Origin of the sequence: Corynebacterium sp. HMSC076C10 (assembly GCF_001812455.1) — a bacterium.
Taxonomy (GTDB): Bacteria; Actinomycetota; Actinomycetes; order Mycobacteriales; family Mycobacteriaceae; genus Corynebacterium; species Corynebacterium jeikeium_D.
Map to the genome: position 1 here is coordinate 102128 of NZ_KV809100.1, position 12902 is coordinate 115029.

At 57.9% G+C, this 12902-nt stretch carries 14 protein-coding genes; 6 read left to right on the forward strand and 8 right to left on the reverse strand.

Annotated features, from left to right (window positions below; genetic code table 11):
- The 3 genes from HMPREF2857_RS03565 to HMPREF2857_RS03575 form a co-directional block, all read right to left on the reverse strand.
- A complete protein-coding gene (locus HMPREF2857_RS03565; RefSeq protein WP_070642771.1) occupies positions 1 to 336 on the reverse strand; it encodes a YciI family protein in 336 nt (111 codons plus the stop codon).
- Positions 337 to 444: 108 nt separating this feature from the next.
- Positions 445 to 930: a hypothetical protein gene (locus HMPREF2857_RS03570; protein WP_070642791.1), complete on the reverse strand. Its 486-nt coding sequence runs from the start codon at positions 928 to 930 to the stop codon at positions 445 to 447.
- Positions 931 to 1009: 79 nt separating this feature from the next.
- The gene (locus HMPREF2857_RS03575; protein ID WP_070642772.1) at positions 1010 to 2338 is read right to left on the reverse strand and encodes a PepSY-associated TM helix domain-containing protein; all 1329 of its coding nucleotides are present in this window, start codon (positions 2336 to 2338) and stop codon (positions 1010 to 1012) included.
- Positions 2339 to 2483: 145 nt separating this feature from the next.
- Between HMPREF2857_RS03575 and HMPREF2857_RS03580 the strand changes: the two genes are divergently transcribed.
- On the forward strand, positions 2484 to 3521 hold the full coding sequence (locus HMPREF2857_RS03580; RefSeq protein ID WP_070642774.1) for an aldo/keto reductase: 1038 nt from the start codon (positions 2484 to 2486) through the stop codon (positions 3519 to 3521).
- Here HMPREF2857_RS03580 and HMPREF2857_RS03585 read toward each other — a convergent pair.
- Complete coding sequence (locus HMPREF2857_RS03585; RefSeq protein WP_070602192.1) at positions 3505 to 4503, reverse strand: LLM class oxidoreductase; 999 nt, start codon at positions 4501 to 4503, stop codon at positions 3505 to 3507. The two genes, HMPREF2857_RS03580 and HMPREF2857_RS03585, sit on opposite strands and share 17 nt — an antisense overlap.
- Positions 4504 to 4557: 54 nt before the next feature.
- On the opposite strand from HMPREF2857_RS03585, the gene HMPREF2857_RS03590 reads away from it, so the two are divergent.
- Positions 4558 to 5475, forward strand: coding sequence for an FAD-dependent oxidoreductase (locus HMPREF2857_RS03590; RefSeq protein ID WP_070642776.1), 918 nt, complete (start codon positions 4558 to 4560; stop codon positions 5473 to 5475).
- On the opposite strand, the gene HMPREF2857_RS03595 is transcribed toward HMPREF2857_RS03590, so the two are convergent.
- Positions 5432 to 5953, reverse strand: coding sequence for a GNAT family N-acetyltransferase (locus HMPREF2857_RS03595; protein ID WP_070642793.1), 522 nt, complete (start codon positions 5951 to 5953; stop codon positions 5432 to 5434). The genes HMPREF2857_RS03590 and HMPREF2857_RS03595 overlap by 44 nt on opposite strands.
- 272 nt (positions 5954 to 6225) lie before the next feature.
- Between HMPREF2857_RS03595 and HMPREF2857_RS03600 the strand changes: the two genes are divergently transcribed.
- Entirely contained in the window at positions 6226 to 7455 is a 1230-nt protein-coding gene (locus HMPREF2857_RS03600) for an HNH endonuclease signature motif containing protein (RefSeq protein WP_070642777.1), read from the forward strand.
- Here HMPREF2857_RS03600 and HMPREF2857_RS03605 read toward each other — a convergent pair.
- Complete coding sequence (locus HMPREF2857_RS03605; protein ID WP_005511827.1) at positions 7452 to 7778, reverse strand: transglycosylase family protein; 327 nt, start codon at positions 7776 to 7778, stop codon at positions 7452 to 7454. The two genes, HMPREF2857_RS03600 and HMPREF2857_RS03605, sit on opposite strands and share 4 nt — an antisense overlap.
- Before the next feature lie 93 nt (positions 7779 to 7871).
- On the opposite strand from HMPREF2857_RS03605, the gene HMPREF2857_RS03610 reads away from it, so the two are divergent.
- On the forward strand, positions 7872 to 8885 hold the full coding sequence (locus HMPREF2857_RS03610; RefSeq protein ID WP_070642778.1) for an App1 family protein: 1014 nt from the start codon (positions 7872 to 7874) through the stop codon (positions 8883 to 8885).
- A complete protein-coding gene (locus HMPREF2857_RS03615; protein WP_070642780.1) occupies positions 8882 to 9574 on the forward strand; it encodes an AAA family ATPase in 693 nt (230 codons plus the stop codon). The genes HMPREF2857_RS03610 and HMPREF2857_RS03615 overlap by 4 nt, the downstream gene beginning before the upstream one ends.
- Here HMPREF2857_RS03615 and HMPREF2857_RS03620 read toward each other — a convergent pair.
- Positions 9558 to 10940 (reverse strand): DHA2 family efflux MFS transporter permease subunit, encoded by a 1383-nt coding sequence (locus HMPREF2857_RS03620; protein WP_070642782.1) that lies wholly within the window; start codon positions 10938 to 10940, stop codon positions 9558 to 9560. The genes HMPREF2857_RS03615 and HMPREF2857_RS03620 overlap by 17 nt on opposite strands.
- A gap of 59 nt (positions 10941 to 10999) precedes the next feature.
- Between HMPREF2857_RS03620 and HMPREF2857_RS03625 the strand changes: the two genes are divergently transcribed.
- Positions 11000 to 11416, forward strand: a complete 417-nt coding sequence (locus tag HMPREF2857_RS03625) for an iron chaperone (RefSeq protein WP_083310497.1) — start codon at positions 11000 to 11002, stop codon at positions 11414 to 11416.
- A gap of 38 nt (positions 11417 to 11454) precedes the next feature.
- Here HMPREF2857_RS03625 and HMPREF2857_RS03630 read toward each other — a convergent pair whose 3' ends face one another.
- The gene (locus HMPREF2857_RS03630) at positions 11455 to 12270 is read right to left on the reverse strand and encodes a hypothetical protein (RefSeq protein WP_048731909.1); all 816 of its coding nucleotides are present in this window, start codon (positions 12268 to 12270) and stop codon (positions 11455 to 11457) included.
- Between the last annotated feature and the right edge of the window lie 632 nt (positions 12271 to 12902).

Genomic DNA, 12902 nt, shown 5'->3' on the forward strand with positions numbered 1-12902 from the left:
TTAATCGGCGACGGCGCGCATTTCAACGGCCTGCGCACACGCCTCCGCGGCTTCGTGGGCTAGGTTGATGGCCTCTTGCTCGTCTGCGACTTGGACGATCCAAAAAGCTGACGGGAACGTCATCGCGTTGTAGTACGGCAGATCGCTATGTGAACCATCCGGCAGCACCGTCATGGCATCCTCCGGCGGTACCAGCCCGCCGGACATAACCCAGTGGCCTTCGTCCTGAAGCTTCTGATTGAAGCGTCCAACCCGTTCAAAGGCAGCGTGCATTTCCTCATCAGAGTCATACGCGTTAATATCTCTGCGGCCATGAACCGTGAAAAAGTACTGCACACCAAGCTCCTGAGTTTCGTTTTGCTAAGTGTAACAGATTGAGCGGGGCTGGAACCGGGAATTTGTGAGGAATTTAGAGCTTTGGTTGAGCGTTTTTGCGGCCAGGGCCTAGTTTTCCTCTTTCGCAGCGGCGGCTCGCTGTGCCCTGATCTCCGCTACCTGCTGCTTGCGGGTATTGAAACCCATGCACCACGGGGCGGCTAGACCTGAGTCGGGGGCATGCGGGTTATCGCGCCAAGATTTGCCCTCGTTGTAGGCCTGCGCGCCCTCACGGTATGCGGCGGACTGCTCAGTAAAAGTTGGATACGGCTGTTCGTCAGCCTGCCTAACCTGCGCGCCGACCGATTTCATTCTCGCGCGCAGTTCCTTGACTTTGTTCTCAATCTTTTTGTTGTAGCGTTCCTGCTGCTCTGCGATCTCAGCGAGTGCCTGCTGCTCGGTGATGGGGTCGAACGAGTCTTGGCCTGCCTTGTCGTAGGCTTCCTTAGCGCGCGGGGTGCGCTCCCAATCACGCAAAGACGGATTGTAAACGCACCAGTCTTCCTGGCCGTCGTCTTTGTAGATACTGCCACTGTGATCCCAATACCTTGTCATGCGTTTACCCTCCTGAGTGTTTTTCATGGGTCTTACCACGCCGTTAGGTACAGGGAACCCGAAGGCGACAGAACCTACACTAACCTCTCCGCAGCTTCCGCCAGACCCAATCAACGATCACGAAGCCAACGAGAGTCACACCGAACAGTGGTGCAACCACCGAGTAGGCAATCAGCAGCGCCACAACGGCCGCTGCAACTCCCGGGCGAATGTCCCGCCAACGCGTCGGCGCCGGGAGCCTGCCAGGACGGCCACCTCGACCGCGCCCAAACCACATGGCGTAACCGCGCACAATCATCGCCAACAGAGCGACACCAATCAGCGCCAGGATCAGCTGATTCACCCACCCGAACAGGATGCCCATGTGCGCGTTGATCAGCCATTCGGTCAGCTTCGCCGGCAGCGGCCAGTCCGCAAAGTGAATCCGATCAACCATCGTTCCGGTCGACCCGTCAACGGTGACGGTCTCAATACCCATCCGCCACTCCTCGCGGGCTTCCTTGGCCATCCACACCGTGCCAGCTTCCGGTGGAGTCAGTTCGACTTTCCCGGCCAGCCCCTCGGCACGTGCGAGGTTCATAACACTATCTGCCTCTGACCAGTCATAATTCGCTGGTGCAGTCGCAGTCATGGCTGGTTTCGGTGCGTACCAGTCCATCGTCTCGCGCAGCTTTGCGATGCCCGTTCCAGCCACCCACGACCACGTCAGGCCGGTGACAGTCAGGAACAGAAGTCCAACGCTAACCGCCACGCCAACATTCGCGTGACGACGCATATGATGCGCCCTCTTACTTGTTCCCTGTGTCCGCTTGCGACGCGAACGGTCCCACCAGAGCCAGAGGCCACCAATAGCCAGTGCGCCCATCCAGGATGCTGCCGTCTCGGAGTAGAGGCGACCAAAGTTGCTATCAATCCAGAGCCTGCGGTGCCCTTCCGAGATCCACGCCCGCAGTGGCAGCGCCGCCGAGGAACCGTATTGCACCAGGTCACCCTTGATGCTCAAGTCGCCTGGGTCAACGAACACCGCATGTCGGTAGGACTCCGACTTCAGCTGCTCGTCATTGAACATGACTCGCGTTGTCTGCCCCGGCTTTTCCGGGACCTGCACTGCGGTCACCGGCAGGTCAGGGTGCACACGCTGCGCGACCTCAACCTGCTTTTCCAGTGGTTGTGCGGGAAGGCTTGATGTTGCAGTTAGTTCTTCGTGGTAAACCACCTTTTCTATGCTCGGGGCGAGGGCATACGCCACGCCTGTGATAGCTGCAATAACGAGTAGTGGCGCAACGAGGATGCCTGCAACGACATGGATTCGGTGCAGTAATGCTCGTGGTCCACCATTTTTCTGAGTCTGTGCGACGGGGTTTGCGGCTGGCGTTCCAGCGGCATCGCCTGTGGCTATTGAAGTCATGCCTTATTAGTCGGACGAACTGCCCCAGTTGTTCCCCAGCAAGCTCACTTTTATTACTTCCAGGGGTAGCCATTCGGCCACGCGCCTCGTTGTCGGCCACCTTGTGCGCAACTACCCGTCGTTAAGCACGCGTACCCTCGTAGACATGGCTTACCCAGACGTGTACCGCGCCGATGAAAACCGCTATGAGACGATGCCGTACAACCGCTCCGGCAGTACAGGGCTGAAGCTTCCAGCCATTACACTGGGACTTTGGCATAACTTTGGTGATGACCGACCGCTCGAGACGCAGCGTGAAATCCTGCGCACCGCGTTCGACCACGGCGTCACGCACTTCGACCTCGCCAACAATTACGGCCCACCGCAGGGCTCTGCGGAGGCGAATTTCGGTCGCATCATGGCCAAGGATTTCGCTCCCTACCGCGATGAAATGATCATTTCCTCCAAGGCCGGTTGGTACATGCAGGATGGCCCCTACGGCTTCGGCGGCTCGCGGAAGTACCTCGTGGCCAGCTGCGATGCCTCGCTGAAGCGCATGGGCCTGGATTATGTGGACATTTTCTACCACCACCGCCCCGACCCGGATACGCCTATCGAGGAAACCGTCGCCGCCCTCGATTTCCTCGTCCGGTCGGGTCGCGCGCTCTACGTCGGCGTTAGCTCCTACTCCCCCGAGCTCACTCGCCGCGCGCAGAAAATTGCCCGTGAGCTGGGCACACCGCTGACCATTCACCAGCCGAGCTACTCCATGTTCAACCGCTGGATCGAGGACGAGCTGCTGGCAACCTGCGCCGACGAAGGCATGGGCGTCATCGCCTTTTCCGCGCTTGCGCAGGGGCTTCTCACCGACCGCTACTTGGATGGCGTGCCGGAGTCCTCGCGTCTCGGGGCGCACAAGATGAACTCGGGGTTCCTCAACGACGACACGCTCACCGCCATCCGCGAGCTCAACGCCATTGCTTCACGACGAGGCCAGTCCCTGGCACAGATGGCCATCTCGTGGGTGCTCCGCCGTGACGAAGTGACCTCAGCCCTGATCGGTGCATCCTCGGTGAAGCAGCTGAAGAACAGCCTCGGCGCCCTGGACGCTGCACCGTTTAGCGATGAAGAACTCGCGGAAATCGACAAGTGGGCTGTCGACCGCGGGATTAATCAGTGGCAGGGCGCTACGGAGTCTGTGTAGGGAGCTCATCGAGCGCCGGCAGCACATACTCGATCAGCTCATCAATCTGTTCTTCCGCATCTCGCTTCGAGGTGCGGAAGTTGATGCTGACGTGATTGATGCCGAGCTGTCGCTGGGATTGCAGCAGTTCAATGAGCTTGTTGCGACCAAGGCGGTACCCGAAGTGGCCGCCCTGCGCGGGGGCGTCGGGATCTTCATGCAGGTCAATCCACAGTGATTCCAGGAATGGTTTGAACACGTCCTCACCGCACTCCTGAGCCACAGCCTCCTGCCAGTTGGCGATGTTTTTCTTCTGCATCTCCAGGCCCTTGTGGTACATGAACCACCCGTCGGTATGCGCGGCCTTCCACTCCAGGCTCTGCTGACAGGAGCCAGTGGCCAACAGCGGAACTCGGCGTGCCAGTGGCTTGGGCACCACATCGGATCCGCCCATCTTGCCCTCGGACCAGCGGATGGGCCGGTAGCTAGTACTGAGGGCCTTTTCATAGACCTCGATATGCTCGCGGAAACGCTCACCCCGCTTGCCTTTGTCCTGGTTAAAGGCGGGAAACTCCTCGGGTCGGTCCCCAGTGGCAACGCCGAAGAGGAAACGACCGTCGGAAAGCCTGTCCAGCGTGGCAGCGCGCTTGGCCATCACCAGCGGATGCTGGAAGGGCACGACGACTGCACCGGTGCCGAGCGCGATGTCGGTGGTGTGTGCGGCGATGTAACTGAGGTACATCCAGGGGTCGTAGACCTGGCCGACGTCGCCGAATGTTTCCACGCGCAGCGGGATGTCGCGTGCCCACACCGCCGCGATGCCTGCGCGTTCGACTTTCTGAATCAGCCGAATCTGGTTGCTCAGCGCGTCCTTGGGCTCGGCTTCGGCGTCCTGCTCGATGGGCAGACTCAGCCCTACCGTGAGTCGGCCCGGCGCGAATGTACGCTGGTAACCGGGTAGTTCGTCGATGGGCTTGTCCGAAAGATCAAACAGCGAGCTCATGGTGCTCCACGGTAGTACAGCTCGAGGTGCGGCACTCGTCGTTATGCTGGAAACATGCTTGAGGATGTCATCATCGTCGGTGGCGGCCAAGCTGCCCTCGCTACCGCCTATTACTTGCACAAACGCGGCATTGATCCGCTCATTCTGGACAATCAGCCCGCTCCCGGCGGCTCCTGGCGCAATGTCTGGCCCTCACTGACGCTCTTTTCCACCCCGGACTTTTCCAACCTTCCGGGCATCCAGATGCCCAATTATGACGGTTTCCCGCCCGCTTCCCACGTGATTGACTACCTCAGCTCCTACGAAAAGCGCTACGAACTGCGCGTTCAGCGCCCGGTCGCCGTCACGCACGTCTCCCACGACGGCACCTTCCACCTCACCAGCGATGCCGGCGACTTCGAATCCCGCCAGCTCATCGCCGCCACCGGCAACCGGCCCTTCGTCCCGTATTACCCCGGCACGACCACCGCGAAACAGTGGCATTCGGCCAACTACCCAGGTCCCGAGCCATTCGAAAGCTCTTGCGTTGCCGTTGTCGGCGCGGCGAACTCCGGCGCCCAAATAGCCTCTGAACTGGTACTTTCCAACATCGACACCACCTGGTTCACCCGCCACGAACCACGCTGGATGCCCGACGACGTCGACGGCCGCGTCCTGTTCAAACGCTACCGGCAGGACGCCACCGACAGCATCGGCGACATCGTCGTCCTACCGCCCGTCCGCAAAGCCCGCGACTCCGGCGCACTCACCTGGACGCCCATGTTTTCTTCGCTTGACGACGTCCACGCGGACCACCTCATCTGGTGCACCGGTTTCCGCCCAGCGCTCGGCCCTTTCCGCAGCATCGACTCTGACCTCATCGAGTTCGTCGGCTACGGCGACTGGGTTGGCCCCGGTGCCGCCACGATCATGGGTGTTGGCCCCTTCGCTAAGCGCGCGGCCGAGCGGGTAGCTGCCCGCCTGTCAGCATGACCTGCATCAACAGCATGTCCAACCATCGCCCGTTCTTTGTCCCCACCTGCGGCAGTAGCCCAACATGCTGAAAGCCATACTTTTTGTGCAGCGCTATCGATCCCTCGTTACTGCCTTCAATCGCCGCAACCAAGACATGCTTTCCCGCCTCGCGAGCAGCATCGATGGTCGCGCTTAACAGTGCGCCACCAATTCCCCGGCCTTGAAAGTTCGGATGCACGTAGATGGAGTTTTCCACCGTGTACTGAAACCCGTCGAAGTCACGAAAATCGCTAAAGGTGGCATACCCAGCGACTTCGTCGTCAAGCGTGGCGACGAAAACCGGGTAACCCTTCTTCCAGTGCGCCTCCATCCATGCGATGCGATTCTCCGCACTGACCGTGTCATCGTTCCAGATGGCGACGGTGTTGATTACGGCTTCGTTGTAGATCTCCGCGATTGCTGCGGCGTCCTCCCGCGTTGCGTGTCGGATAATCATGGTTTTACTCCCCGTTATCTGCACTCTGCTTTTATGAAAGCGAGATTACCAAGCTTTCTTTTTCGAACGGGTGTTTTAACCGTTTTTCCCACCCCTACCCCGCGAACAACCCATAAACACCCAGGTGCACGGTGCTTTTATGGTCTACCAACCACCTTCGAAAACTCCTCAAAATTCTCTTTCATTTCTCTTTACAAACTAGAAACATGCCCGTATGATAGCAAGTAAGTTCGAAAGAAAACCGACAACCATTGGAGCACCAGGGGGATCCAATGAAGTCCGAACAAGTACCCGAACCATATTGGGCTCACGAAAATCCTGAAGATGAGCTCTCAGCACTCGCGCGGGCTACCAACCGCGCCCAACTTGAGTTAATTGAAGCCTGCTGCCCCGCAGGTGATGATGACGTTGAAAACCATGCCGCTCGCATCAGCGTTCGGTTGGGAATCACTCGCAGTGAGGCACTACGTATCTGTGACATTGGCCTGTTGCTGGAGAAAATGCCACAGTTGGCGGCCTATGCCCGGGAAAGCTGTGCATTATCCATGCGCCAACTCGGCATCATTGCACATGGCGTAGTCGGCATCGAGCCTGATCAAATACCCGATGCAGAGAAGAAGATTCTGGCATTGGTTACGCCACGGAAGCGTCGTCAAGCGATGATTGGCCCTCGCACGCTCACCACCAAAATTGGTGATATTGCTGCGGATTTGGATGACCGTGCTCGTGCCGACGGCACAATTCCCACCATCACCGATACGGAATCGGTGACTTTGGTGGAACGTCCTGACAGCTACTCCCAAATCATTCTCACCCTGCGGCCGGACCGCGCCTATTTCGCCATGTGCGCAATTGAAACGGTCTTCCGCGCGAATGAGGAAATGACGCAGGCGGATGCATTTGTGGAACTCATCCACCAGCGCACCAATGCGGAAGTTGTGCTCAATGTTTTCCGCGAGCCCCACAGTGATGATGCCTGGCTGGACGGCGCCGGCTGGCTTGGCGCGCTGGTCACGGAAGAGTGGATGCAAAAGGTGACGCATGTCCGCCTCTCAGCAGACAGCGCCACCAATGGTTACCGTCCAACTCCAGCGCAGGTCGCCCGCGTCCACGGTCGCGATGGAACATGTCGCTTCCCCGGCTGCGAAGTCCCAGCGTACAAGTGCGATATTGACCATATCGCGCCGTACAACCAGGAAGACCCCGAAGCCGGTGGCCCCACCGACACACAGAATCTGCACTGCCTATGCAGGAAGCACCACAACCTGAAAACCCACAAGCTCTGGGATATCACCGCTTATGAGGACGGCTCAGAGGTGTGGTCCTCTGCCGACGGTATTACCGCGGCGACCGTCCCGGCCGGACCATTAGCCGGGTTCGGGCGACAGACTTTTGACAAACGCGCTACTCAGAAGACGAAAGCACGCCATGACCACTACATGAAGTGGTGGCTGTCATTCGCGGCTGTGCCAGATCTGGTCTTTGATGATGGGGAGGATTAACCCAGCGGACCACCGCAGTTCGGCCATGCGCCAGCACCCTGGGAGGCAAGCACGCGCTCGCCAATCTCAATCTGCTGCTCCTTAGTGGCCTGGTCAGCTGTCGGTGCGTACTGGTCACCGCCGTGGCCACTCCAGGTCTGCTGCGAGAACTGCAGTCCGCCGTAGTAGCCGTTACCGGTATTGGTCTGCCAATTTCCGCCGGACTCACATGCCGCAACCTGATCCCAGGCGCTGACTGATGCAGCGTTAGCGGCGGCGGTCGGGGCAGCAATCATGCCTGCTGCCACAGCGGCGGATGCGATGAACTTACCGGAAAAACGCATAAAAAGAGAACACTCCTAAAGGGTTGACTTTTCTCTTGGGCGACCAACCTACGCGCACCCTCCCCCGTCCTGTCAACCCGTATCCTGGAAAGCATGTCCGTGGCAGATGTCGTCCGCAAGACCGAGAGAAGGATCAACGCGCTGGCCGCCAAGCGTTCCAAAAACGCTGGTTGGGAACCGGAAATCATCGGTTTCACCGGGTACGGAAATGCAGAGCGCGTGCGCGTATTCGGCCGTGTCCTCCTGAAGGATCCGGCCAAAAAACGAGACGAAGAACGAAACAAAAAACGCGGATTTTGGCAGTTCTTTACCGTCGAACTCGCGGACTTTCCCGTCACCATCACTGCCGGCGACCGCACGGTGGAAACCACCACGGATAGCAACGGCTATATCGAGGTACTAATCAGGAATCACGGCCTCGAACCCGGCTGGCACGAAATCACCATCAACGACACTCCTGCAGAGGTCCTCATCCTCTCCCCGGAGACCAAATATGGCATCGTCTCCGATATTGATGACACCGTGTTGGTCACCATGCTGCCGCGCGCCCTCATCGCCGCCTACAACTCCTGGGTCAAGGAGACAGACGAGCGCAAGGCCGTCGCTGGATTCAGCGAGTTTTATGCGCAGCTTCGCCGTCGTTACGCGAGCAAAATCGACGAGGACACGGACGTTCCCGTCATCTATCTCTCCACCGGAGCGTGGAACACCTTCAGCACCCTAAAAAAGTTCCTGCACCGCAACAACCTGCCGAAGGGCCCACTGCTTCTCACCGATTGGGGGCCAACGCCCACCGGCCTGTTCCGCTCGGGCAAGGAACACAAGAAGGTGCGGCTCCGGGACCTGTTTATTGACTTCCCCGAAATCAACTGGATTCTCGTCGGCGATGATGGCCAGTACGACCCGCTCATCTACGGCACGGCCGCGGCGGAGCATCCCGACAAGGTCGCGGCAATCGCAATCCGCAACCTCACTCCCAGCGAGCACGTGCTCTCTCACGGCACGGCGGTGCCAATTGAAAAGCTGGAGAACAAGCAGGTCCCATTCATTGAAGGCGCCGACGGCTATGAACTGCTCAAACAGATCGACCAGCTACCGCAACCATGATCTACCTCCGCCATGCCCGTATTCACGATGATGCCGAGCTCCCGGCGTACGTCGTAAAGCTCGCCCTGCCCTTCCCCATGGCCTTCACCACGCCGATTACCATCTTGACCGGCGAAAACGGCAAGGGAAAGTCGACGGTGCTGGAGGCGTTGGCATCGGCGATGGGCGTCGATACGGACGGCGGCTCGCGGTACAAGACGCAAGAGCGTACCTCCCCGGTCCCGCTGGTGCTGACCAGGCGCAATCCCCCGGACACGTTCTTCTTTCGCGGCGACGCGCACCTGAACCTCACGCGCTATTACGAGTCGCTTGGGCAGCTACCAGGTGGCAGAGAAATGGCAGACCTCACCCAGATGAGCCACGGCCAATCCATCATGACGCTGGCCGAACGCCGCTTCAGTCCCGAATCACTGATCTTCCTTGACGAACCCGAAGCCGGCCTGTCGGTCCTACGCCAACTGGAACTCCTCGGCCGCCTCGGCGCGCTCGCGGAAGCCGGCGCACAAATCATCATGGCGACGCATTCCCCCATCCTGCTCGCCGCACCGGAAGCAACAATCATTTCGCTTGACGACGCCGACACCACCCACTTCGAAGACACCCTCGCGGTACGGGCAACCAGGGACTTCCTAGCCGATCCCGTCGGCATCGCTGACTACATGGTGGAGCGTTTTACTTCGGATTCTTAAGCCCCAGCGATGCCACGACGCCCACGGCCGACAGCGCCACCGGCAGCCACATGGCATCACTCATGGCGGTGGTGAAGTCGCCACGGTTGCTGCTGAGCGCCGCAGCCATGACGGTAGCAATCAGCGCGCTACCCAGCACACTGCCGATCTGGCGGATGGTGTTGTACACACCGGAGGCAGCACCGGCGAGGGTCGGGTCAATGTTGCGGGTCGCGGCCGTCGACAGCGTGCCCCAAATAAACGCGTTCGCCACACCGAACACGGCGCCCGGCAGTAGCAGCCACAGCACGGAGAGGTCCTCGTGGATGAGGTAGTGAAACCCGAGCATGCCCACCAGCGAGGACCCAAAACCGATCAGCGCGAACTCACGGAACTTCAGCCGGTCTAGCATTCGCCCAGTCCACGGTGCCATGACACCGGAGATGAGCGCCTGCGGCACGAGCAGTAGTGAGGCCTGGATGGTCGATAGGTCGCGGGCGTTCTGGGCGAAGAGGATAATCGGGAAACCGACCGCGACCACCAGCGCGCCCATCACGGCAATGGCCAGCGAGGAGATGGTGAAGTTGCGATCCTTAAAAAGGGACAGCGGCATCAGCGGTTCGGCCGTGGTCTTGGCCTCCCACAGGGTGAACAGGGCCAGGACCACCACGCCACCGGCAATCAGTGCCCAGATCCAACCGGACCAGCCGGCACTCTCCCCCTCCTGAATGCCGAAGACCAGCAGGAACATACCAATCGCGCTGAGTACAACACCGAGATAATCAATCTTGTTGCGGTGTGTCTCAAATGTCGGCAGATAGCGGAACGCAAAGACGAGCCCGATCAGCCCAATCGGCACATTAATGAGGAAAATCCAGCGCCAACTCAGCAGCTCAATCAACACGCCACCGGCCAGCGGCCCCGTCAGCGAGGCAATTCCGGCCGCCGCACCCCACAGGCCCATCGCCGCACCGCGATGCGCCGGCGGAAACATCTGCGTAATCAGCGCCATCGTCTGCGGCGTCAGCAGCGCGGCCCCCAGTCCCTGCACCACGCGGGCAATGATCAGCATGCTTAACGACGGCGCCAACCCACACGCCAGCGACGCCAACACGAAGATAACCAGGCCCGCTACATAGGTGTGCTTGACTCCCCAGAGATCACCGAGCCTGCCGGTAATAAGCAACGGCACAGCATAGGCCAGCAGATAACCACTGGTCACCCACATGACCTGGTTGAGCTCACCGCCCAGTTCATGCTGGATGGTGTTGATGCCAACAGTGACAATGGTGGCGTCGACCAGAATCATGAAGAAGCCGAGCAAAACGGTCCATAGCGCTGGCCACGCCTTTTTGGGATCAAACTGAGTATTCAAATCTGTAGCCACTCGGAGTCATGTTAGTTGATGGCTCGGCTATTAGTTGAGGGCACAGTAAAATCCAGGCCGTGGCTGTTCAGCATATGACCGACGAAACCATCGCCGAGTTCTTCGCCGATCACCTCTCGCGGGTGGATGATGACACGCAGCGTGCTGTCGCTCTCGAGGTGTTGGAATGGGTTCATGAAAAGTACCCGGAACTCGGCGTTCGCATTGCCTGGAATCAGCCGATGTTCACGCTCGATGGCACTTTTATCATCGGTTTCTCCTACGCCAAGAAGCACATGGCGATTGCCCCGGAACGCGCTGGTATTGAAAAGTTCTCCGACGACTTCGATGCCCGCGGCCTCTCCTACGGAAAAATGATGGTCCGTTTCCCCTGGCCAAAGGACGGCAAAGCCGAGTCCATGCCGCTGGACCTGCTGGCCAAGATGATTGAGTTCAACATGGAGGACAAGCGCGGGATGACCAAGTTTTGGCGATAGGCCGGGATTGATTACCAGACCTGGAAGCTGCCAAGCATTTAATGAGCATTCCTTTCCTCAGCGAGATTGCGGAGGAATGCGTCTTTGTCGTCGCAGTAAATCTCAATCGAGAAAACGGTCATTAGCCCCTTGTAAAGATCTTCTGCCACGACTTGCGAATCCACTTCTAATCTGACGTTCACTTCACTCAAAACAGGCACCCTGAGATTGCCGTCCTCGTCAATTGCTATGTCCCCTCCTTCACCTGCCGTTACGGAGCTCGCATGACGTAACTGTGACCACGGAATTTCGCAAATAAGCCTTCGCCCATTTCGCAGTACGAGTCCTTGCGGTGTTATGAGATGCGGATGGTCCCGAACAGTTACGTAAAATCCAGATAGAAGAACTACGGCATAAACACTAATTACCAGCAATAAATATCGCCAAAGTGCATTAGAAATGGCAAAATGCACAATGCTGATTTCTACAACGCTTAGCGCCAGTATCATAAAAACAACAGTTCGAAGGTTTCTATGTACAGTGAAGGCTCTGACTTCACTGTCGACATTTTTCTGAGGCCTAAAGAATGCGAAAGCAGCTATCAGTGAACCAACTTCCGAAACGAGTAGCGCTAGTATTTTTCGAGGTACACCAAATTTCTTCGCCGTCTCGGACAGTGAAGCAGCCCATGACCTGCCATTTCTGAGATAGTCTTGCCACATACCCCCAAACAGCAAGAGAAAAGCCGCAACCATCACCACCAGCGGCAACAGGAATACCCAACCCGGCAAACCAGATACCACATTCATAAGAAGGAAAAGAACTCCTTCAAAAATAATTGCGGTAAACAGTATTGCTCTAAATACACTTTTCACGCTTGCCCTCCGATTATGAATTGTCAGGTTTTCCCCGGAAGAAGATTCCTCACCATGCAAGCTCTCTTAATACTTCTTACACATTCTTGGGTTGATTTTTCACGATATAAACAGGTACCAAATGATCGTCAAAATATGACCGTGAATCAATTTCATGACTGAACATCGCTATATCAATGCCCCAGATGGGGATGCGCACCGCATTACAGCCAGCTAAGAGATAGGGCCGACTACCCTCGTGCACATCTCAAAACTATTCAAGTTTTCTACTGCTTTCAATACAAAATCAGTTTTTGAGGTTTTTGCTCCTCTTCTCGCGAGCTGGCTGCGATGCTAGCTGGCCGACGCATCCGACGACTTATGGCCACGCTATTCACCTATCGATGCGCTACAGCGTATCCACAAGTGAATAGCGCATCGACAAGTGAGAGAGCCTGGCCCACAGCGTGCGCATAAGTGCCGAAAAACCATCGATAAGTCAGGAGAATCCATCGACAAGTCCCCGAAACCTGGCCATAAGTGCCGGACAGGGTTAAAGGAGAGTTAAAGGACAAGCCAACAACCTCAGCTCAGCATCTGCCTCTGCTTCAACCCAAGCAGGGTTAAGGGTCAGAAAGTGTGTCTGAAATCGG